The sequence below is a fragment of the Nonomuraea sp. NPDC001831 genome (assembly GCF_042892035.1).
In the GTDB taxonomy this organism is placed as follows: Bacteria; Actinomycetota; Actinomycetes; order Streptosporangiales; family Streptosporangiaceae; genus Nonomuraea.
The window spans coordinates 155,704-176,724 of sequence record NZ_JBIATU010000021.1 but is presented as its reverse complement, the minus strand read 5'-3'; the positions used below and the strand labels follow the sequence as shown (position 1 = coordinate 176,724).

Annotated in this window: 17 protein-coding genes; 6 read left to right on the top strand and 11 right to left on the bottom strand. The window is 73.4% G+C overall.

All coding sequences use genetic code 11. The features are described from left to right. The coding region (locus ACFYYW_RS43565; protein WP_387659000.1) for a M4 family metallopeptidase at window positions 1–1,215 on the top strand (1,215 nt) is incomplete at its 5' end. 87 nt (window positions 1,216–1,302) lie between these two features. On the opposite strand, the gene ACFYYW_RS43560 is transcribed toward ACFYYW_RS43565, so the two are convergent. The 5 genes from ACFYYW_RS43560 to ACFYYW_RS43540 all read right to left on the bottom strand — a co-directional run bounded on the left by ACFYYW_RS43560 (window position 1,303) and on the right by ACFYYW_RS43540 (window position 5,339). Further along, window positions 1,303–1,860, bottom strand: a complete 558-nt coding sequence (locus ACFYYW_RS43560; protein ID WP_387658997.1) for a DUF2165 family protein — start codon at window positions 1,858–1,860, stop codon at window positions 1,303–1,305. A 263-nt stretch (window positions 1,861–2,123) separates the two neighbouring features. Next, window positions 2,124–2,585, bottom strand: a complete 462-nt coding sequence (locus tag ACFYYW_RS43555; RefSeq protein ID WP_352331298.1) for a nucleoside deaminase — start codon at window positions 2,583–2,585, stop codon at window positions 2,124–2,126. Window positions 2,586–2,700: 115 nt separating this feature from the next. Then, window positions 2,701–3,309 carry a TetR/AcrR family transcriptional regulator gene (locus ACFYYW_RS43550; protein WP_387658993.1) on the bottom strand — a complete coding sequence of 203 codons (609 nt, stop codon included), beginning with the start codon at window positions 3,307–3,309 and terminating at the stop codon, window positions 2,701–2,703. A gap of 9 nt (window positions 3,310–3,318) precedes the next feature. Beyond that, entirely contained in the window at window positions 3,319–4,254 is a 936-nt protein-coding gene (locus tag ACFYYW_RS43545) for an alpha/beta fold hydrolase (RefSeq protein ID WP_387658990.1), read from the bottom strand. A 101-nt stretch (window positions 4,255–4,355) separates the two neighbouring features. Beyond that, the gene (locus ACFYYW_RS43540) at window positions 4,356–5,339 is read right to left on the bottom strand and encodes a winged helix-turn-helix domain-containing protein (RefSeq protein WP_352329940.1); all 984 of its coding nucleotides are present in this window, start codon (window positions 5,337–5,339) and stop codon (window positions 4,356–4,358) included. A 214-nt stretch (window positions 5,340–5,553) separates the two neighbouring features. On the opposite strand from ACFYYW_RS43540, the gene ACFYYW_RS43535 reads away from it, so the two are divergent. From ACFYYW_RS43535 to ACFYYW_RS43520, 4 genes are all read left to right on the top strand, one after another. Beyond that, window positions 5,554–5,691, top strand: a complete 138-nt coding sequence (locus ACFYYW_RS43535; protein ID WP_352329937.1) for a hypothetical protein — start codon at window positions 5,554–5,556, stop codon at window positions 5,689–5,691. Window positions 5,692–5,924: 233 nt separating this feature from the next. Then, on the top strand, window positions 5,925–8,684 hold the full coding sequence (gene lanL, locus ACFYYW_RS43530; RefSeq protein WP_387658986.1) for a class IV lanthionine synthetase LanL: 2,760 nt from the start codon (window positions 5,925–5,927) through the stop codon (window positions 8,682–8,684). Then, window positions 8,681–10,492 carry an alpha/beta hydrolase family protein gene (locus ACFYYW_RS43525; RefSeq protein WP_387658983.1) on the top strand — a complete coding sequence of 604 codons (1,812 nt, stop codon included), beginning with the start codon at window positions 8,681–8,683 and terminating at the stop codon, window positions 10,490–10,492. Before lanL ends, ACFYYW_RS43525 begins: the two co-directional genes overlap by 4 nt. A 101-nt stretch (window positions 10,493–10,593) precedes the next feature. Further along, window positions 10,594–10,746: a hypothetical protein gene (locus tag ACFYYW_RS43520; RefSeq protein WP_352327478.1), complete on the top strand. Its 153-nt coding sequence runs from the start codon at window positions 10,594–10,596 to the stop codon at window positions 10,744–10,746. A 99-nt stretch (window positions 10,747–10,845) separates the two neighbouring features. Here the strand turns inward: ACFYYW_RS43520 and ACFYYW_RS43515 are convergent, their stop codons facing one another. Together ACFYYW_RS43515 and ACFYYW_RS43510 are read right to left on the bottom strand one after the other, a co-directional pair. After that, a complete protein-coding gene (locus ACFYYW_RS43515) occupies window positions 10,846–12,171 on the bottom strand; it encodes an erythromycin esterase family protein (RefSeq protein ID WP_387658979.1) in 1,326 nt (441 codons plus the stop codon). Window positions 12,172–12,347: 176 nt separating this feature from the next. After that, on the bottom strand, window positions 12,348–13,019 hold the full coding sequence (locus ACFYYW_RS43510) for a TetR/AcrR family transcriptional regulator (protein WP_387658976.1): 672 nt from the start codon (window positions 13,017–13,019) through the stop codon (window positions 12,348–12,350). A gap of 75 nt (window positions 13,020–13,094) precedes the next feature. Between ACFYYW_RS43510 and ACFYYW_RS43505 the strand changes: the two genes are divergently transcribed. Next, window positions 13,095–14,033, top strand: coding sequence for an MBL fold metallo-hydrolase (locus ACFYYW_RS43505; protein ID WP_387658974.1), 939 nt, complete (start codon window positions 13,095–13,097; stop codon window positions 14,031–14,033). Window positions 14,034–14,058: 25 nt separating this feature from the next. On the opposite strand, the gene ACFYYW_RS43500 is transcribed toward ACFYYW_RS43505, so the two are convergent. The 4 genes from ACFYYW_RS43500 to ACFYYW_RS43485 all read right to left on the bottom strand — a co-directional run bounded on the left by ACFYYW_RS43500 (window position 14,059) and on the right by ACFYYW_RS43485 (window position 21,020). Further along, window positions 14,059–16,461, bottom strand: a complete 2,403-nt coding sequence (locus ACFYYW_RS43500) for a glycoside hydrolase family 5 protein (RefSeq protein ID WP_387658972.1) — start codon at window positions 16,459–16,461, stop codon at window positions 14,059–14,061. A gap of 126 nt (window positions 16,462–16,587) precedes the next feature. After that, window positions 16,588–17,340, bottom strand: coding sequence for a hypothetical protein (locus tag ACFYYW_RS43495; protein WP_387658969.1), 753 nt, complete (start codon window positions 17,338–17,340; stop codon window positions 16,588–16,590). A gap of 88 nt (window positions 17,341–17,428) precedes the next feature. Further along, window positions 17,429–19,849 carry a S8 family serine peptidase gene (locus ACFYYW_RS43490; protein ID WP_387658966.1) on the bottom strand — a complete coding sequence of 807 codons (2,421 nt, stop codon included), beginning with the start codon at window positions 19,847–19,849 and terminating at the stop codon, window positions 17,429–17,431. Window position 19,850: 1 nt separating this feature from the next. After that, window positions 19,851–21,020, bottom strand: a complete 1,170-nt coding sequence (locus tag ACFYYW_RS43485) for a hypothetical protein (protein ID WP_387658963.1) — start codon at window positions 21,018–21,020, stop codon at window positions 19,851–19,853. Window position 21,021 lies beyond the last annotated feature (1 nt).

Here is a 21,021-nt window from a genome sequence, read left to right as displayed (position 1 = left end):
ATCTTCCAGACCACTCCCGGCGGCGCCGGGTCGGGCAACGAGAACGGCGGCATCAACGAGGGCACCGGTGACATCTTCGGCGCGCTGACCGAGGCTTACGCCAACAACCCCAACGACCCGCCGGACTACCTGGTGGGCGAGGAGGTCGACCTGGTCGGCCAGGGCCCGATCCGCAACATGTACAACCCCAGCGCGCTGGGCGACCCCAACTGCTACTCCTCCTCCATCCCCAACACCGAGGTGCACTCGGCGGCCGGGCCGCTCAACCACTGGTTCTACCTGCTGGCCGAGGGCAACAACCCCGGCGGCGGCAAGCCGAGCAGCCCGATCTGCTCCGGCGGCCCGTCCTCGGTGACCGGCATCAGCATCCAGAAGGCCGGCAAGATCTACATGGGCGCCCTCAACCGCAAGACGTCCTCCTGGCGTTACGCCAACATCCGGTCGGCCTCGGTGGCCGCGGCCATCGAGCTGTACGGGGCCAACAGCGCCGAGTGCAACAGCACCAAGGCCGCCTGGAGCGCCGTCAGCGTCGCCGCCGCCTCCGGTGAGCCGGCCTGCGGCACCGCCGGTCCCGACTTCTCGCTCACGCTCAGCTCCGCCTCCGGCACCGCGCAGCCCGGCGGCACCGCCACCACCACGGTCAACACCCAGACGACCTCGGGCAGCGCCCAGACCGTCAACCTGACCGCCTCCGGGCTGCCCAGCGGCACCACCGCCAGCTTCAACCCGGCCTCGGTGACCTCGGGCAACTCCTCCACGCTCACCCTGTCCGTCGGCGCCTCCACGGCCCAGGGCACCTACCCGATCACCATCACGGGCACCGGCTCGACCACGCACACCGCGACCTACACCCTCACGGTCGGCACCGGCGGCCCCGGCCGGACGTTCACCAACAACACCGACTACCAGATCAGGGACTACACCACCACCCAGAGCTCGATCACGTCCAACGCGACGGGCACCGCGGTCTCCCCGGTCAAGCTGTCCATCACGATCGGCCACACCTGCGCCGAGGACCTGAACATCCGGCTCCGCGGCCCGAACGGCACCTACTACCTGGTCGACCCCTACGGCGGCACCAGCTGCACGCAGTACGGCACCAGGACCTTCTCGGTCCCGGTCAGCCAGCAGGCCGCCGGCACCTGGACGCTCGACATCAGGGACGTCTACGCCGGTGACACCGGCTTCCTGGACACCTGGAGCATCACGCTCTGATCGTCGAATCAGGGTTAGCGAGCCCCGGCCGGAGGACCGGCCGGGGCTCCTGCACGTCGCCGGCGCACGCGCCCGCCGGGCTCCGGGTCAGGCGTTCTGGCGGGCCTCGTCGCGGGTGTCGTTGCGGGTGTCGTTGCCGAGGCTGAGGAAGACCAGCACGATCCCGATGTAGGTGCACAGCCGCACCGCGTCGGGGATGCCGTTCCAGGTGCCGTTCATCCACATGCCGAACCATTCGCCGCCGATGGCCTGGAAGCCGAAGAACCACAGCAGCAGGGCGACCGTGCAGCCGACGACGCCCCACCGCTTGGACCGCTGGAAGGCGGCGTCGTCGCGGCCGACGGCCCTGACCTGCTGCCAGGCCGACACCAGACAGGTCACCATGATGACCGCCTCGGTGAGGATGACGCCGACGTAGGCGACGTGGTGCGCCCACGTCCACGAGATGGCGCGGTAGTTGATCTGGCTGACCGCGGCGAGCTCGGGCTTCTGCGCGTCCATGGCCAGCACGTGCCGGACGAACTCGAAGTTCGTGCCGTAGTCGGTGAGGTTGCCGAAGACGACGAGCAGCGCGAAGCCGCCGACGGTGAAGGTGAGCAGCGCCTTCGCCAGGCGAAGAGCGACGATGGTGTCGAAGCGGGCCAAGGTTCTTTCCTTTGACATCTCTGAGATCGAATGAGCACACGAGCCCAGAGGAGGTGTCCTGACAGGGGAAAGATCCACGGGGCCCGCTCGCCCGGCGTGGAGGAACTCGCCGGGCCGCTCCACTGGCTCCGTCACTGGTGGTGACGTCGCGGGCCCCTCAGCCTGAGGTGGAACAACGTGACTTATAGTAGCCGACTCCGCAAAGCACACATAAAAACGGCACCCGCTCGTGCCGAGCGGCACGAGCGGGTGCCGGACGCGGCTCACCGGCCGCCGATGTCGTCGCTCCACAGCTGAGGCGAGCGCCGCTGGAACTCCGACATCAGCGCGACGCACCGCTCATCGGCCCGGACCTCGACGTCGACGCCGTGGCCGCGCAGGAAGTCGACGTCCCCCGCGTAGGTCACCCGTTCGGCGACGATCACCCGCGGGATCTGGAACAGGATGATCGCTCCGCTGCACATCGGGCACGGCGACAACGTCGTGTACAGCGTCGTGCCGGCGTAGGAGGATCGGGATCCCGCGGCGCGCAGGCAGGCCATCTCGCCGTGCGCCGTCGGATCACCCCGCTGGACGCGCTCGTTGTGCCCCGCACCGAGCAGGGCGGTGGGAGTGGCGAGCACCGCGCCGACGGGGATCCCGCCCTGCCTGAACCCCCTCTGCGCCTCCTCGATCGCGATCTGCATCATGGCGTCGTCGTTCGGCCACGGCGGCTCGTCCTTCATGACTGCCCTCCGGCGAAGGTGATGGTCCGGTCTGCCAGGTGTGGTCATCCCCTTCCACGGCCCGTACCTCCCAGGCCCCGCCGGATCGGCCTCGCCAGGTGGAGGCGCTGCCGGGTCAGGCCGGCGCAGGCGTGAACAGGCGGTCCAGGTGGTAGCCGATGATGTCGGCGGCGGACTCGCGGCTGCGCTGCCCGCTCAGGACGCTCTGGGTCAGGCCGGTGGCAAGGGCCAGCAGGCCGGCGACCTCCGTACGCGGGTCACGATCGGGGGCGATGTCCCCGGCCTGCTGCGCGGCGGTCAGCCGCACGGTGAGGAAGTTCTCCAACGCGTCGGGCAGGGTGACCCCGACCGCGGCGAGCACCGGGTCGGTGAGGGCCGCGGTGTAGTAGGCGGTCCAGGCCATGGAGTCCAGGCGGCTCTGCTCGTCGCAGGGGAGGACCGCGTCCAGGACGGCGGTGAGGACGTCCCGTGCCGTCAGCTCGCCCGCGACGGCGGCGGCCCGCTGCTTGACCCGGCGGTCCATGCGGGCGCCCAGCTCGGTGAGGCCGGACTCCAGCAGGGCCTGCTTGTTCGTGAAGTAGTACTGGACGACACGCAGGGACACCCCGGCCTCGGCGGCGACCTCGCGCATCGACACCGCCTGCAGGCCGCGGGTGCCGGCGATGCGCAGCAGCGCCGCGGTCAACCGGCGCCGCCGCTCGTCATGATCGACCTGACGGGGCATGCCCGATCCCTACCTGCTGTCCCTGTGGTGGCTCGGGGCCGCGGCCCCGGGCTGTCCCGGGGCCGGAAAGGTGAGGATCCGCTCCACGGCCAGGCCGGGAGCCTCGACGGGCAGCGCATGGCCGGTGCCGGGCACGATCTCCACGCGCCAGGACGGCGCGATGCCGGCCAGCCGCGCGGCCACCGCCTGCGAGTCGTGCAGCGCGCTGCGGGCGCCCAGCAGCACCTGCACGGGCACGGGCACCTCGCGGATCTGCTCGTCGGTGCAGGGGGAGGGGATGAGCACGTGCCGGCGGAAGGACCATCCGCCCGCCCGCGCCAGCCTGACCAGCCCGTCCTCGCGCAGCACGCCGTTGTTCACGACGTCGGCCATGCGGTGCCGCAACGGACGCGGAAGCATGGAGGCGACCACGCCGGCGGCGGCCCACCGGACGAACCGCCCGGATATCGGCGCGAAGCCGCCCGGATCCAGCAGCGTCAGCGCGGCGACCCGGCCGCTTTCGCCGGGGCGGTGGTGCGTCGCGGCCCATACCGCGGTCAGGCAGCCGGCGGAGAAGCCCGCCACGTGTGCCCGCTCGGCCCCGACAGCGGTCAGGAAGTCGGTGAGCCAGCCGCCGACGTCGGCGGCGGTCGCCAGCGTCCGCCTCTGGACCGAGCGGCCCGGCTCGCCGAGCGGGTCGAGGGCCAGGACCGGACGCGTGCGCGCCAGCGGCTCGATGTAGCGGTACCACGCCAGCGCGTTCCCGCCGGCGCCGGCCACGAGGACCACCGGATCCCCCTCGGCCGGCCCTGCCCGGTGGACCCGCACGCTGCCGGCGCGGGTCTCCACGTCGAGGGCGTCCACCGGCACCGGCCACAGCTCGTCGAGCAACCGGTCGTAGACGGCGTGGTACCTGTCGCGGGCGGAGTCGTCGGTGAAGGCGGACGGGCGGTCGGGAATGCGCATCGTACCCCCATCTCCGGTATGGATACAGTCGTATCCTAACGGCTGGGCGGCTCCCGCCGAGGTGCTGCGAAGGTGACAGACGTGTCCCTGATACGGGGGGACTACGACGACCCCAGGAGGGTCAGGCCGGTCTGGGTGAGGTGGTGCAGGACGCTGTTGTGATGGCGTCGGGTGGTGATCAGACCTGCCTCGCGCAGCACGGCGGTGTGCTGGCTGATGGCCGCGGAGGAGATGTCCAGCCGCCGGGCCAGGGCTCCGGTGGTCGTCATGCCGTCGGCGATGGCGGTGAGCACCGACGCGCGGGTGCGTCCGAGGAGGTTGGCCAGCGCCCGCGGCGAAGGGCCGTCCGTCCAGATGCCCGCGGCGTGGTCGACGCCGAGCGCGGCGGGATAGATCAGCATGCAGTCGGCGGGATCGCCCGGATCGTAGATCACCGCCGGGACGCGCATGAAGAACGACGGCACCAGCAGCAGTCCCCGCCCGTCGAGGGTGAAGTCGGTGGCGAGCCGGTCGCCGGCGTGGAGGTGGAGGGTCGGCGGCGACCACCGGATGCCGGGGTGCAGGCCGGACAGCAGGCCGTCGACCCCGCGGTCGAGCAGGATCGTGCCGCGCTGAGCGCGCTCGGCGTCCAGGTGCGCGCGGATGTTGCGCCAGTAGGGGCCGAGGGCGGTGTGATGGTAGGCCTCCACCGTGGACAACACCTCCCGCCTGGCGGTGAGGCTGTCGACGAGCCCGGTCAGCGGGCCCGGCACCCGCCGGTGGTGGCCGGCGTAGAAGTCGAGCTCCGCCCGGACCGCGTGCCGGGTGCTGGCCAGGAAGGACTCGGCGCCCTCGGCCAGGTCGCCGGCCTGGCGCACGAGGTTGACCAGGTCCAGGCACGGCGGCCGGGCGGGGTTGATCGCGCCCAGGACCGCGGACCTGGCGTCGAGGCCACCGCGTACGCGGCTGCGCCATCCGCCGAACATCGCCTTCTCCGTCCGGCCGCGCAGCGCGGCCAGGCTGAACAGGGTCTCGGCCAGCGGGCCCAGCGTGGGGGCCACCCGGATGCGTACCAGGTCCTCGGCCGTGAAGTGAATCCGGTGCATCCGCCCCTCCGTACGCGTTTCGGCATGGCCATCACAGCATGCCGTCCAGCGGGACGCGGGCGTGGCCGGAACGTCCTCGCCGGTCGCCCGTCATGGCTGCTGCCGTACTGGATGGGCCGATACCACGGGTTCATCGCCGAGAAGTGAGCCGTCCGCCGCGTTCTCACCACCGGCCACATGCGAGCCACAAGGTCGGTGATGGACAGTCGGCCGCATGGAACTCGACATTCTCGCCTTGGACATGCTTCCCGCCCAGGAGGAAGCCCAGCTCTCCGGTTGCATGATGAGCTGCGGGTTCACCGGCTGCGGACGGACCGTGGTGGAGGGGCTGGTGATGTTCGACGTGTACTGACGGCCGCGGCGCCGGAGACGGCGCCTGCACCCGACGGTGACGGTTCCGCCGTCCCCGTCCTGACAGAACCTTGGAATCACTTGTGGCGACCGGTCGTCCCGGACGTCCCCGACGGTCCGGGACGCCGAACTCGCCCACAAGCCGGCCACAACTCCTCGCCGTACCTTCGTCCCCGTCCCGTGCGACGCCGCGCGGGACGGGAACGGCACAGACGCGAGGACGGAAGTGAGCCCATGGACAACGGTGAGCGCCACGAGGGGGATCGTCTCCTGCTCCAGGACGTCGCCAGGGCGGCACTGGCGCGGGCGACCGGCCGGCAGCCGGCCGGACAGGAGGCGATCGCCGGCTGGGAGATCCACCCCGGCACTCCGTGGACCTACGTGACCCCGGTGGACTCCGTCCAGCGGGCGCAGGGCTGGAAACTGCACGTGTCGGCCACCCCGCTGTCGGCGCCCCTGGTGCTGACCCGGGTCGTCGGCGTGCTGGCCCGTCACCGGTGCGCGTTCAAGTTCGCCTCCACCCTTCAGGAGGTGGCCGCGCTCCTGTCCCGGGAGACGCCGCGCGGCTCGGTCGGCAAGTTCGTCACCGTGTACCCGCCGGACGACCGGGCCGCCGCCGTGATCGCCGAGGAGCTGCACGCGGCCACCTACGCCCTGAGCGGCCCGCCGATCCTGTCCGACCGCGCCTACCGGCCGGGAAGCCTGGTGCACTACCGCTACGGGGTGTTCGCCGCCCCGAGCGAACTCGGCCACGACGGCGCCTACGTCTCCCGGCTGACCGCGCCCGACGGCACCAAGGAGATCGACCGGCGTGAGGCGTGGTACTGCCCGCCGTCGTGGGCGGCGTGCCCCTTCGAGCCGGAGCAGGCGCCGCCGACGACGGACCGCCCCGAGCAGGTGCTGCTCGCCGGCCGGTTCGTGGTGCGCAAGGCCGTCCGGCACGCCGCCAAGGGCGGCGTGTTCCTGGCCGAGGACCGGCACGAGGGCGGCGAGGTGGTCATCAAGCAGGCCCGCCCCCACCTCGGCGCGTCGATCGACGGCCGCGACATGCGTGACCTGCTCCGGCACGAGGCGCGCATGCTCGACCTGTTCGGCCCGCCGGGCGTCACGGCGCGCAAGGTGGCTCTCTTCGAACAGGACGGCAACCTGTTCCTGGCGCAGGAACGGCTGCCCGGCACCACGCTGAGCGCCTGGGCCGGCGAGCACCGTCGCGCCGGTTCGGACGCGGCGTGGCCGGCGATCGTCCTGCGCCTGTCCAGGAGCCTGGCGGCCCTGGTCTCCACCGTGCACGACCAGGGGTACGTGCTGCGCGATCTGACCCCGAACAACGTCATGGTCACTCCCGAGCGCGAATGCCGGCTGATCGACCTGGAACTGGCCGCCGTCCCCGGCACGGCCGTCCAGCGGAGCTACACGCCGGGCTACGCGGCCCCCGAGCAGCGTGCCGCGGCCGTGCACGCGCCCGCGCCCGGTCGCGCCGCCGACCTGTACGCGCTGGGCGCGACGTTGTACCACCTGTGCACCGCGTCCACGCCGACGCTGCTGGACGACGATCCCCCCGGCGGGCGGTCACGCGACGCGCGGCTGGCCACGCTGGTCGGCGTCGCCGCCGCCGGTGATCCCGTGACGACCGCGATGGCGCCCCTGCTGCTCGGCCTGATGGCGGAGGACCCCGGGCAGCGGTGGGACCTGCGCCGGGCGGAGCAGTTCCTGGACGCGCTGTCCGGACGTGACGTGCCGTCCGCGGCGGCCGACGTCCGCCGCCTGGAGGTGTCCGGCCAGGATCGCCTCCTGCGCGACGGCATCGCCCACCTCCGGCGCGCGATGTCACCGGACGCGCTCGCCGCCCCCCGGCCCACGGGCGCCCTGTGGCCCGCCTCCGGGTTCGGGGCGACGGCCGATCCGTGTGCCGTCCAGTACGGCTCGGCGGGGGTGCTCCACCTGCTGGCGTCCGTCCTCGCGGGTGACCGGGCGCTCACCCCGCAGGCGCGCGACGATGCCGGCGCGGTCCTGCGGGAGGCCGCGGCCTGGACGATCCGCCGTCTGGAGGGCGAGCACCGGCCGTCCCCCGGCCTGTACTTCGGCCGGGCCGGCATCGCCTGGGGCCTGTTCGAGGCCGGACGCCGGCTCGGTGACGAGGCCGTCCGCGCCGCGGGCGTCGAGATGGCGCTCACCCTGCCGGTGACCTGGCCGAACCCCGACGTGTGCCACGGCCTGGCCGGCGCCGGGCTGGCCCTGCTGCACTTCGGGCGGGAGACGGGCGAGGCCCGCTTCGGTGACCGCGCGGGTCAGTGCGCCGACGCCCTGCTGAAGGCGGCCCGGCACAGCGCCGGTGAGGTGCTGTGGCCCGTCCCCGACGACTTCGACTCCGCGCTGGCCGGTCTCGTGCACTACGGCTTCGCCCATGGGGTCGCGGGGATCGCGACGTTCCTGCTGGCCGCCGGCACCGCGCTGGATCGCGCGGACTGCCTGGAGACCGCCGTGGCGGCGGGGGAGACGCTGCTGGCCGCGGCGGAACACCGCGACGGGACGGCCTGGTGGCCGGACTCTCCCGGCGGCGGCGGCAGGATCCCTCACTGGTGCAGCGGATCGTCCGGGATCGGGACGTTCCTCGTCCGCCTGCACGTGGCCACCGGCGACCCGCGCTTCAGGACGGCCGCCGAAGGCGCCGCCGCCACCGTGTACGCCCGGCGCCTGGCCTCGGGCACCTCGGCCTGCCACGGCCTGGCCGGTGACGGGCAGTTCCTGCTCGACCTGGCCGACTTCCTGGACGAGCCCGGCTACCGGGCGCAGGCCGAGGAGCTGGCCGCGGTGCTGTGGAGCCGTGCCGTCGTGCGCGACGGATCGCTGGTGACGCCGGACGAGGGAGGGACGGCGACGGGCGTCGGCTGGAACACCGGGCTGGCGGGCGTCCTGAGTTTCCTGGACAGGCTCCGGCACGGCGGCCCCCGCCCCTGGACGGCCGACGGCGGTTCCGGGCGGCCGGCCCGATGAGCAGGCACGTCACGACAGCGGATGAGGGCCACCTGCCCGACGTCAGCCGCATCAACTTCCGCTTCTCCGGCGACGGCCGGTACGCCGCCTGCCTCGCCCGGCGGGGCCGCGGCCTCCTCGTCCCGGAGGTGTGGGACGTCGCCGGCGCACGCCCGCGCACCCTCCGCACCCGCACCGGTGAGACCTCGGCGAGCGTGCCGACGCCCACGGACAGCGGCGACGTGCTGCTGTGCCGCGCCGGGACCGACGCACACCGCCTGACGCTGCTCACCGCGCCGTCCCGCGACAACGGGGACGACGGGGACGACGGGAACGCAGAGGAACACGAGCTGGCGGTCTTCCGCGGCGGCGTGGTCAGGGTCGTGGCGGGCGCGGCCCCGGGGATCGCCGCCCTGGTGCTGGCCACCGGCGCCGACGGGCGCACCTCGGTGTGGCGCCTGTCCGGCCGGGCGGAACGCCCGGAGCGGATCGCCACGGCGCCGTACCCGGTCAGGGGCGGGATCTGGCTCGACGAGACCGGCCGCCGGCTCGCCCTGACCAGGGCCGGGGCCGAGCCGGCCACCGTGGTCCTGGACACCTCCACCGGCGCGCTCACCCCGCCGGCCGGGCCGGCGGCCGACGAGTACGTCCTGCTGGCGGCCCCCGGCGCGGGCGTGCTGCTGACGGCCGTGCGCCGCGACGGCGCGTACCGCCTGGGCGTCCGCGACCGCGACGACGACGGGCCTGCCCGCCACCCCGAGCGGCTGAACGCCTTCGACGGAGAGGTGACGCCACTGGCGCTGAACCCCTCGGGACGGCGGCTGGCCCTCGCGGTGAACCGCCGCACCCGCTCCCACCTCGTCCTGCACGACCTGGCGGCGGACGCCGGGACCGAGGCCCGTCTGCCCGCCGGGGTGATCCATCCGGCCGCCCGCTGGAACACCGGTGGCCTGCACCTCGTCCACAGCGCGCCGGGCCGCCCCGCCGGCCTGGTCGGCATCGCCGGCTGCTCCGTGTCGCGGCCGCCGGCGGCGATCGCGGACGGCGGGATCCGGCCGTCCCCGGCCCGGGTGCTGTCCTGTCCGGGCGCGGCGGGGCCGATGGAGGCGATCGTGTACGGCGATCCCACGGCCGGCCACCGGGTGGTGGTCGCGCTGCACGGCGGCCCCGAGGCCGCCTGGCGGTTCGCCCACGAACCGCTCTTCCAGCGCCTGTCCAGGGCGGGCATCGCCGTCGTCGCGCCCAACCAGCGCGGCAGCACCGGCTACGGAGCCGCCCACCGTGACGCCATCCGCGACGCCTGGGGCGGCCCCGACCTCGCCGACGTCCTCGCCCTGGGCCGGGCTCTGGCCGCCGCCCGCGACCCCGGCGCACCGCGGCCGATGGTGTACGGGGCCAGCTACGGCGCGTACCTCGCGCTGCTGGCCTGCGCCGCGCAGGCGGACCTGTGGTCGCGCGCCGCGGTCGTCGCGCCCTTCCTGTCCGGACGGGCGCTGTACGAGGACGGCCCGCCCCCGGTGCGCGCCCTGCTGGACCGGCTCGGCGGACGCACCGACCTCGACGACGAACTCGGCCCCCGCGACCTGCTGCGGCTCGCCGGCCGCATGCGGCTGCCGCTGCTCATCGTGCACGGCGACGACGACCCGATCATCCCCGTCGGGCACTCCCGCCGGCTGTACGCGCGCCTGCGCGCGGCCCGGTGGCCCGAGGGCGCCGCACCGATCTATCTGGAGGTCCCCGGCGGGGGTCACGACCTGCAGCACGACGTCCGCGACACCGCGGTCCTGGACCGCGTCGTCGACTTCCTCCGCGCCGGACCAGGCGCGTAGCTCACCGGCTCGGCCGGTACGGGCCCGCTCCGGGACCGGCCGTGAAAAAGGGGCGCCGCGCGAGGCGGCGCCCGCTCACCACCATAGGGAAGGGAATTGCCATGGAGCTGAACGTCTCCGCCCTGGACATGCTGCCGGCCGCCGACGAGGCCGGCCTCATGTACTGCGACATGACCTGCTTCGACGTGAGCGTCAACTGCAGCGGGGCCACCATGAACACCCAGACCATCACCACCACGGGTGGCTGGTACTGAGCAGTCCAGGACGCCAGCGGCGTGCCGGGTGATGACCGGGTGGACAGCTGAATGAGGTGGGGCCCGGGGCGTCTGCCGCGGGCCCCACCGGCTGCCTCGCTACTTGAGCACCTGCGCCGCACGCACCTCGTGCAGGTGCACCAGCACGTCGTAGGCGCGCGACAGGGCGGTGTCGAGCGGCGGGTACGGGTACTGCGTGCCGATGTTGCGGGTCGGCCGGGCCACCGCGAGCCAGTCGCGCGCGGCGGCCGGCGCGGTGCGCATGTCGAGGTAGAAGTCGTCGTGGCGGACCCGGTCGAGGGTGTGCTCGTTGCTGCCGGGCTCGGCGGGGCCGGCGGTGAACCGCTTCCAGTCGCCGCCCAGCGCGGCGTCCTTCGACAGGAAGGATCCGCGGTCGAAGGTGAAGCCGACGGCGACGTACTTCTCGCCCAGGGTGTCGCGCAGGTAGGCGCCCTGCGTCTTCGGGTAGAGCGCCGGGTCGCTGGAGACGTAACCGGCGTGGGTGTTCTGCGCCGACATGAGGATCTTGCCGCCGTGGTGTCGCAGCCACCAGACGGTGTTGTCGGCCATGACCTGGTCGCGGTAGCGCTCGATGACGCTCAGCCAGGACTTGTCGGCCACGTCGTAGCCGGCGAACTTGGCGGTCTGCGCGATGAACCGGGCGTCCTGGACGGCGCTGTCGTACGCGGCCGACGCCCGCGGCCCTCCCAGGGTGATCAGCAGGTCGAGCGCCTGCTGGGCCTTGGCGGCGAGCTGCCGCCGTTCGTCCAGCGGCCGGTTCAGGTAGGCGAAGACGTCGTCGAGCGGGCGCAACCCCTCGTACAGCGCGGTCAGGTGAGCGGTGGAGCCGCGGTGGGCGCTCCGGACGTACCGGGCGATGCGGGCGAAGACCTCCTCGCCCACCTTCGGCGCGCCGACGTCGTCGCCCATGACGTGCAGCGGACGGCCGGGATCGCGGCGGTTGTGCTCGCGCATCCACTCCAGCATCCCGACGAGTTCCTCGCGCTCCCACGGCGAAGACCGCAGCACCTCCTTGGCGATGGCTCGCAGGTCGCCCTTCCCCGTCCGCAGGTACTCGTCCAGCCGCAATCCTGCCGACCAGCTGGCCTCCAGCGCGAACGTGGTGAAACCCTTCTTCTCCACGAGATGGCGGAAGACCCGCTCCTTCACCGTGAAGAACTCGTGCGAACCGTGGGTCGCCTCGCCCATGCCGACGACCCGGGCGTCACCGACCATCCGGCCGAAGGCCCTCAGGTCGCCGGACTCCGCGCCCGGCTCGGTCGAGCGCAGTTCGTGCGCCGCCGCCTCCAGAGCGCGCACCGGCTCGGCGGGCGCTGCGGGCTCGGCCGCGAAGGCCGCCTGGGCCAGGACGGGCACGAGGGTCAGGCCCGCCGCGAGGGCGGCCAGCTTCCGGCCAACGGTCATGTGAGTTGCTCCTTGGTGTCGCTCTGCTTGACGCCAAGAACCGTATGACGCGTCCCGATGCCCGGACGATGCCGCTGACCTGCGTATTTTTCGGCGTGCACAGGGCCCGGAACAGGTAGGGCCAGCCCTACCGGGCCGCGCGGACGAGCCCGCGCGTCTCCTCCTACCGGGCGGGGTCAGCCGTGGGAACGGCGGGCCAGGCGTTCGGTGTGCGCCGAGCGGCCCGCCGGGCGGCCCGCCGCGTGGGACGCCTCCTGGGCCAGGCCGTTGAGCGTGGTACGGATCACGCGCGCGGTCTGGAGGTCGACCGCGCTCGGATCGTCGAAGTGCACCAGGCCATCGGCCAGCAGCACGGCCAGCCCGTGCAGCGCGGCCCACACCACGAACTCCGCGCCCTCGCGGGCGGGCCCCGGCAGGCCGCCGGCCGCGGCGAGCCGGTCGAGCTCCGCGGTGAGGACGTCGTGCGGGTGGGGGGAGATCGCGGAGTCGGGGGCGGTCGCGCCGCCGCGCAGCACGAGCCGGGCGACGGCCGGGTCGTCGAGCGACCAGCGCACATAGCCGCAGCCCAGGGCGATCAGCCGCCGCTGCGGGTCGCCGGCCTGGCCGGGCGCGCGCTCGCAGTCCTGTCGCAGGCGCTCCCCGAGCCAGGCGAGCGTGCGTTCGGACAGGGCGCGCACCAGCGTGTCGCGGGAGGCGAAGTGGTGGTAGGCGGCGCTGGGGCTGACGCCGACGCGCGCCGAGGCCTCGCGCAGGGACCAGCCGTCGGCGCCGCGCTCGCGCACGAGAGCCTCGGCGGCGTCGAGCAGCGCGCTGCGCAGGTCACCGTGGTGGTATCGCCCTTTCGCCATCGCCCGATCTTAACACCGCTCAGATCTCTGCTACGCTCGCCACCATCTCAACAGTGTTCAGATTGGAGCCGGATCATGTGCCCCGCCGATGTGACGCCCAACCCGTCCCCTGACCTGGGCGACCTTCCCGACGTGCGGACGAGCCCGCCGCCGGTCGTGCGCGGCGAGCCCGTCGAGGTGTCCGACGGCGTGTACGTCATCCCCGACAACCGCGTCGAGCTCGTCCCGAACGTCGGGATCGTCGTGGGCGAGCACGCCGCGCTGGTCGTCGACACCGGCATGGGCCGCCGCAACGGCGAGCACGTCCTGGAGCAGGCCAGGCGGCTGGCCGGCGACCGGCGGCTGTACCTGACCCTCACGCACTTCCACCCCGAGCACGGGTTCGGGGCGCAGGCGTTCAAGGGGGCCGCGACGATCGTCTACAACGCCTCCCAGCGCGCGGAGCTGCACCGTAAGGGCGCCGCCTACGTCGAGATGTTCAAGGGGCTGAGCGCCGCCGCGGCGGCCGAGCTCGAAGGCGTCGAGCTCGTCGATCCCGATCTGGTCTACGAGGGCCGGGCCGAGCTCGACCTGGGCGGGCGCAGGGCGGCGCTGCGGGCCGTCGGGCCCGCGCACACGGGCTCCGACCAGGTCGTCGTCATCGACGACCGGGTGCTGTTCGGCGGCGACCTGATCGAGACCCGCATCTTCCCGATCGCGCCGTACTTCCCGCCGTACGACGTGGACGTGGACGGCCCCGGCTGGATCGGCGTGCTCGACGACCTGATCGCGGGCGGCCCCGAGATCGTCGTGCCCGGCCACGGGGAGGTGGGCGACCTGTCCTTGATCCGCGACGTCCGCGACTACCTCGACTTCGTGCACGGGGAGGTCGCACGGCTGCGCGCGGCCGGAGCCTCCGCCGACGAGGCGGCCGCGGCGATCGACGAGCAGGCGCGCGCCCGCTGGAGCACCTGGGAACGCCCCGAGTGGATCGGCTTCGCCGCCCGCGCCTTCTACGCCGGCGACCACCGCTGACCCGACCGGTCGCGCCGGGGGAGCGCTAGACGTCCGCCGTCACGCTGTAGGAGCCCGAGGTGCAGCCGGTGATGCGCCAGCCGCCCGGCGCCTGCCGGACGGCGACGCCGCGCAGTCCGCTGCCGCGGACGGCCGGCCGGGCCTCGCCCGGGAACCAGACGTCCAGACCGCACCCGCTGCCCTCACCCCGGGCCGTGAGGCTCGCGCGGTCCGAGGTCAGGCCGGTCAGCCGGCCGGGGGCGGAACGGGGGTAGGGGCGTGCGAGCTCGGCGACGTATTCGGCGGGCGGAGGCAGGTCCTTCCCGGTGGCACAGTCCTCGATCACGAGGTTGCCGCCGGTCCTGGCGCCGGCAGTGGCGTGGGCGTCGCCGCAGGACTGCTTCCAGACCCAGAACGCGCCTCCGATGCGGTGCCGGTCCTCCTGGTCGGTGTATCGCGCGATCGGGGCCGCGGCGGGGTCGCCGAACCAGCCCCACTCGCCCGACCAGAGCCCGGCGCCGTAGTACTCCGCCGCCCGGCTCGCCAGCTCGAAGCCGCGCTCGATGCTCGTGACGGTGAGGCCGGTGCCCTGGTCGATGGTGATCGACTCGTTGTAGAGGTGGGGCGCGAAGACGAGCAGCCGGTCGTCGGTGAAGCCCTTGGGCACCAGGACCTCGAAGCCGAGACCCGACCAGAGCACGGACGGCTCGAAGAAGACCAGGTGGGGGAAACCGCGCCGCTCGCCCGCCCGGATGGCCTTGATCGCCCGGTTGTAGTAGCGGCCGAGCAGGACGCCGGAGGTGATCGGCGGCGCCTCGCCGAAGCCCGGTTCGTTCAGCAGGTCGTACCCGGCGACCATCGGCTCGTTCGCGAACCGCTCCGCCAGCATGCCCCAGGCGGCGACCAGGCGGGTCTGGATGCCGTCCCGGTCCTGGTAGAAGTTGGTGAAGGCGCGGGCGACGGCCGGGGAGATGTCGCGCCCGGTGAACTCGCACCTGGGGGCGCCGTCGAAGCGGTCGGCCCAGGTGGGGGCGCCGTCCCAGCCGTGCATCGGGGAACCGTTCCGGCAGGTGGTCCCGGGCGCGGCGGCGACGCCCTTCCCCCAGGCGTCCTGGTGCATGTCGATGACCGTGCGCAGGCCGTGCCGGGCGGCGGTCCCGACGGCCCAGGAGATCTTGGCGAGGTAGGCCGGGTCGTACTGGCCGGGCCGGGGTTCCAGCGCCGACCAGGACAGGGCGAGACGGGCGACGTTGAAGCCCATCTTCGCCATGCCGGCGAAGTCGGCCTCGGTGAGCGGCCGCGTCACCGCCTTGTCCTGAAATTGCTGGAAATAGTCTTCGAGCTGGTTGACGTTCACGCCCCGCAGCAGCACCTCGTTGCCGTCGGCGTCGACGATCCTGCGGTCGGCCGAGAGCGTCAGCCCCGGGGTGCGCGGCGGCGGCGGGGTGGCGGCGCCGGGCTGCAGGAGCGGTAAGGCGAGCGCCGCCGCGGCCACGACGACCGCCATCGGGATCGGCGCGGCCCGGGCGACGCCCCTGCGCGCCGGCCGGACGGCGTCGAGGAGGGCGACGAGCAGCGCCGTCGCCGCGGCGAGCAGGGCGCCGAAGGAGAGCGCGGGGGCGAGGCGAAGCATGATCGCCGGCGCCCAGAACAGGCCGCCGCCCGCCAGGTCGCCGGGGATGCCGACGGCCACCTGGACCAGGCCCAGCGTCCCGGCCGCCGCCAGCGCGGAGAGCCCGGCCACGACGGCCCGGGGCGAGGCGGTGGCGCTGAGCCGGCGGTTGACCGCCCAGGTCAGCACACCCAGCAGCGTGACGGCGGCCAGGCAGCCCAGCGGTCCCGCCTCGGGCGCCGGCGCCAGCGGGGAGTCGCCGATGGCATAGCCGACGGGCGAGCCGCCCCACCACACCCCGCCGACCGACGCGGCCAGGACCACGGCCACTCCCGCCGCGACCCATCCCGGCGCCGACGCCCCCGAGCCCGCGCCGGGCCCCGCGGACTCCGACGCGGGAGAAGGCGGGACGAGGCGGCGGTGCAGGAGCTGGGCGAGCCAGGCGGCCGCCGCCACCGGCAGGCCGAAGACCGCCGCCTTGACGCCGGTGAAGCCGGTCGACCACGCCAGGTGGAGCACGTCCTCGACGGTCATCGCCAGCGACATCAGCAGCTTGGCCGCCATCGCCGACCACACCACCGCGCCCCACACCAGCAGCGCCGTACGCAGCGGGCCACGTCCGCGGGCGACCGCCCACGTCAGCACGCCGACTCCCGCCAGCAGCAGCGGCACGTAGACGGCCGGCGCGGCCACCTGCCAGAGCCCGGCGACGGGCAGCAGGTCGGCCCCGGTCCAGGTGTACGGCGCGGCCAGCCCCGACGGGTCGAACACCGCTCCCAGCGCGATGACGGCGGCCAGCACCACGACGGCGATCGGCGACAACCAGCGGTTCCTCATAGTGACGGCGACCATACATGAGCATCGCTCACAAATGAAGAGCCAAGATCCGCGACAGCACCAGGCCGCGCGCGGGGCCGTGCGACGCGGATCCCGCCGCCTGGGAGAAGACGGCGGAGAAGCTCGTCACGCCACCTTGGACTCCGGCGCCTTCCAGGTGTTGCACGCGCCCGGAGTGCCCTTGGTGTAGCCCTGCGTGAACCAGTGGAGATCGTTGGCGCTGAGCTTGTCCTTGCTGAAGCGGTCGCGCCAGCGCTTGTCCTTCGGCGTGGGCTCCTCGGCCTTCAGCGTGGCCTTCCAGTTCTTCGACTTCGCGCCCAGGGCCTTGAGCGTCACGCCGGACAGGCACAGCCGCTGCATGTCGAAGCGACGTCCCTGCTCGTCGAGCTGCTTCTCGTCGGCGTCGTTCGGCATGGCCCAGTAGGCCGCGCCGATGCCCGTCTGTCCCATGACCACGCCGCTCCACGCCTGGACGACCTGGGCGCGGATCGGCAGGTCGTCCTTGGCGCTGATCCAGTCGGCGGCGAGCTGGACCTGGAGCTGGGAGTAGCAGGTGGTGACGAACGAGCCGGTGATCTCTATGCCGTTGTAGCAGGGCCCCTTCTCGAAGGCGGCTCTGATGTCGGTCTTGACCGGCTGGAAGTCGGGGATGAACGGCCCCCAGGCGTCGTTCAGACAGCCGACGAGGGTGTTCAGGTAGGTGGTGGTCGAGGACTTCGTCGTGCCCTTGGTCAGCTTGCAGCTGATCTTGGGGAGCTTGCCCTTCTTGTACAGGGCGTTGTGGGTCAGCTCGGGAACGCCCTGGATCGGGTAGGCGGCTGCCGTGCCGGAGAACGCCATCAGTCCGGCTGCCGTGGCAGCCAGCACGCGGATCATCATGAAGCGGGATGTTAGGGGCAGGAACTTGGCACGGTCTACAGAGATCGTCCGGCCGTGCCCGCTCGTCGTTCTCCGGGGCCCGGAGGAGCTAGTTCTTCTCGCAGGTACGGTGGCCGAGGAAGACGTCGTCGATCCCCCACCACCCCGACAGCTGGCCGAGGAAGGTGAACCGCACCCGCACCGCGGTCCGGCCGATCGCCTGGGGCAGCTCCACGACCTGCAGCCCAGGCCCGCGAGCCCCGGGGTAGCCGGCCTTCTTCCAGACGTTCGCCCAGGTCCGGCCGCCGTCGAGGCTGACGTCCACGAGCGCCGTGCCGTTCACCCTCGGCTCCAGGTCGGAGGCGAACTGCAGGGCCGGGGCGGCGGCCTCGGACAGGTCCACGGCCGCCGACGTCAGCGTGGTCTCCTGGACGTGGTGCAGGCCGTAGTGGTCGGAGTCCACGATCGCGAACCCGCCCTTCCCGCCCGTCCTGTTGGTGCGGCCGCCCGGGTCGTTCAGCACCCAGCCGGGCTCGTGGGCGTACCCGGGGAACCCGGGATCGGCGTTGGTGACGCTCCACCCGCCCGGCAGGCCGGAGTCGAGGCGTTCCGTGACGCCCTCCAGGACCGGCTCGTAACCCGGAGCCTCGCAGGCCAGCGTCACCGTGAGCGCGAAGTCCTCGGTGAGCGGCGCCGTGCCGACCGTCACCTGCCGGACGGCCGGGGTGTAGCCGCGCGGCACGGCCGCCGCCTCCAGCGTGTACGTCGTACCGGGCAGCAGGTCCAGCCGGTACGCGCCGGTCTCGGCGTCGGACCTGGCCGTCCAGGTGTGCCCGGCGCCGTCGGAGGCCGTCACCTTGGCCGCCAGCGGCCAGCCCTGGCCGGAGCCGTCCCGCACGGTGCCGCCGACCTGGACCCGCGCGGTCGGCGCGAGCCGGACGTCGAGCGTGACCGTGCCGTCCTTGGCGATCGTGGCGGCCCGCGTGGCGTCGTCGTAGCCGAACGCCTTGACCTTGACCTGGTACTCGCCGCCGATCAGCCGCAGCGAGTAGTCGCCCGCCCGGCCGGTCACGGCGTCACGGGAGCGCGCGCCGGTCACGGAGACCGTGGCGCCGGGCACCGGTTCGCCCGTCTCCGCGTCGGTGACGGTCCCGGCCAGCGTGCCGAGCCCGACCTTGGCGACGGCCAGCAGCGCCGAGGCGTCCAGCCGGCCCTCGCCGAACACGTTGTTGTCCTCGGCGGGGCCGCCGCACCGGGCGTCGGCCGTGTCGATCGCGGAGGCGTCCAGCAGTGCCCGGGTGCCGTCGAGGTCGCGTACCAGGTCGGGGAAGGCGGACCACAGCAGCGCGACGGCGCCGGCCGCGTGCGGCGCCGCCATGGAGGTGCCCGACATCAGGCCGTAGGAGCCGCCGGGCAGCGCCGAGCGCACGTCGACGCCCGGGGCGGCGATGTTCGGCTTGGTCTCGCCGTTCTGGCCGGGGCCGCGGCTGGAGAAGGAGGCGATCGCGCCGTTCACGTCGTAGGCGCCGACGGAGTAGTTGAGCGTGCGGCTGCCGGGCGAGCCGCTGGTCTTGCACGCCGGGCCGCTGTTGCCGTTGGCCCAGACGCCCATGATGCCCGAGGCCGCCCACGCCTGCAGGATGTCCTCGATGATCGGCTCGTCGGTCGGCTCCGTCGAGCTCCACGAGTTGTTGATGATGTGCGGCCGCTTGCTGACGTCCGGGTTCTGGCCGTGGCTGTCGGTGGGGGCCAGCATCCACTGGGCGGCCGCGACGAGGTCCTCCTCGCTGCAGGTCTGGCAGCCGTTCGCGGTGATCCACTTCACGCCGGGGGCGACGCCGATCTGGTTGCCCTGTCCGTCGTCGCCCACCATGGTGCCCATGGTGTGGGTGCCGTGCCCGTGCGTGTCGCAGGGAGCGCCGCCCGCGCAGTGCCCCGAGGTGTCCAGCCAGTTGTAGTCGTGGGTGACGGTGCCGTCGGCGTTCGTGCCGCGGTAGGAGGCGCGCAGGGCGGGGTGGTCGAACTGCACGCCGGTGTCGATGTTGGCGATGACGATGTCCTCGCCGCGCCGCCCGTACTCCTTCCAGACGTCGTCGGCGTTGATGTCGGCCACGCCCCACTCCACGCCCGTGCCGGCCGCGCCGGCGGCGGCCCGCCGCACCGGCTCCGCCAGCGTGTACGTCTTCGGCGGCCGCACCTGCCGCACGCCGCCCATCGCGGTCAGCTTCCTGACCTGGGCCGGGGTCGCGTCCTTGACCAGGATCGCGTTGGTGACCCAGAACGACTCGCTGTCCAGCTTCTCGTCCTTGAGATACTTCCTGACGTCCGACTGGGTGCGGACGGCGGTGTCCTTGAGCGCGTCCACGACCAGCTGGCCGCGCGCGGTCCTGGAACGCGCCTTGGGAGCGGCCGACAGGTTGGCCTCCGGCTCGAGGATCACCCAGACGTCGCCCGGCGCCGCCTGCGCGGGCAGGGCCGGGGTCAGCCCCGCCACCAGGGCCAGGACGGGGAGTAAGGCCCGGAATCGCATGTCAGCCCTTTCCGCAGGTGAGTCTGGCGGCCATCGGCCGCACCTCCTGGTCGACCTCGGAGATCGTCAGGCCCACGGCCCACACGTTGTCCGGGCCGCTGCCGTGCACGTCCAGGAAGTTGTAGGTCAGGCCGTTCATGCGCGGCCCGGGATGGGAGACCGTCGTCCAGGCGGAGCCGTCCCAGTGCAGGAACTCCTCCTCCTGGCCGAGGCCGACGTCCCCGACGGCCCAGACGTCGCCGGGGGCGGCGGCGTAGACGCTGTCGAGGCGGCTGTTGCCCAGGTCGGGCAGCGTCGTCACGCTGCTCCACGCGGTGCCGTCCCAGTGCATGACCAGGGCGGCCGCCTGGTTGTCGGTTCCGTCGCGGCGCCGGCTGCCGACCGCCCACACGTCGTCGGGGCCGGTGCCGGAGACCGCGAAGAGGGCGCCCGTCGGGTGCGGGGCCGGCACCTCCGTCCACCGCGTGCCGTCGAAGTGCTGGACGAGCGGGCTGATGACGCCGTCGGCGTCACGCTGGTTGCCCACGGCCCACACGTCGCCGGGCGCGACGGCGGTGACGGCGCGCAGGATCGACTCCGGGCGGCCGGCGGCCGGGTTCTCGACGATCGACCAGCGCCGGCCGTCCCAGCGCTCGATCAGCGCGGCGGTGGGCGGGTTCAGGTCGCCCTTTCTGGCCCCGTAGGTGTAGCCGACGGCCCAGGCGTCGTTCTTCGACACCGAGGCGACGTCGGCCAGGTAGAGACCCGTCGTGGCCGCCGCCGGTGAGACGGCCGTGGGGTGGAGCGTCCAGCGCCGGCCGTCCCAGCGGGCGGCCTGCGTGGTGTCGGCGCCGGTGCCCATGTGGTCCAGCAGCAGCCAGCCGCCGCTGGGGGAGTGGAAGGAGCTGGCCTCGGCGCTCTGCCTGGTGTGCGGCGGGAGGGGCGGGCGGATGTGGTCACGTGGCCGGCCGCCGCGCAGGTGGCCGATCCAGGCCGCCGGTGACCCGCTGGAGGAGGAGCCGGTGAACAGGGCCTCCCGGGCGGAGAAGACGGTGACGTCCTGCGGATGGCTGCCGACCGGGGTGATCGCGGAGGTGTCGACGACGTTCCAGGACGGCACGCAGCCTCCCGGTGCGGCCGAGGGCGTGGTGAGAGTGGTCGCCAGCAGTACGCCGGCAATGAGGGTCTTCATG